The organism is Escherichia sp. MOD1-EC6475 (assembly GCF_003046645.1).
Lineage (GTDB): Bacteria > Pseudomonadota > Gammaproteobacteria > Enterobacterales > Enterobacteriaceae > Escherichia > Escherichia ruysiae.
This window is the reverse complement of sequence record NZ_PZKQ01000127.1, coordinates 1-210: the sequence shown is the minus strand read 5'-3', so window position 1 is coordinate 210 and position 210 is coordinate 1. Positions and strand designations below refer to the sequence as shown.

Sequence of the window (210 nt, the reverse complement as noted above, 5' to 3'; positions counted from 1 at the left end):
GCAATATGCAATCGTTAGCTAATTACTGGCGAAAACACAACTCAGCAATATCTGCTGTCATATATAATGATGATGGTCTTGATGTTGCCAATGAAAAGATCAGACAACTATTTATTGGTCGTTATTTATCATTTACCAGAGGTAACACATTAACTCAGATGGAATTCACCATAATGGGGTATATGGTTTCTGGTTATAATCCATATCCAG

The 210-nt window shown here is 35.2% G+C and carries 1 pseudogene; it reads left to right on the top strand.

The features are described from left to right. Positions 1 to 210 (top strand): annotated as a pseudogene (locus tag A7589_RS22685) (helix-turn-helix transcriptional regulator); the annotation flags it as partial.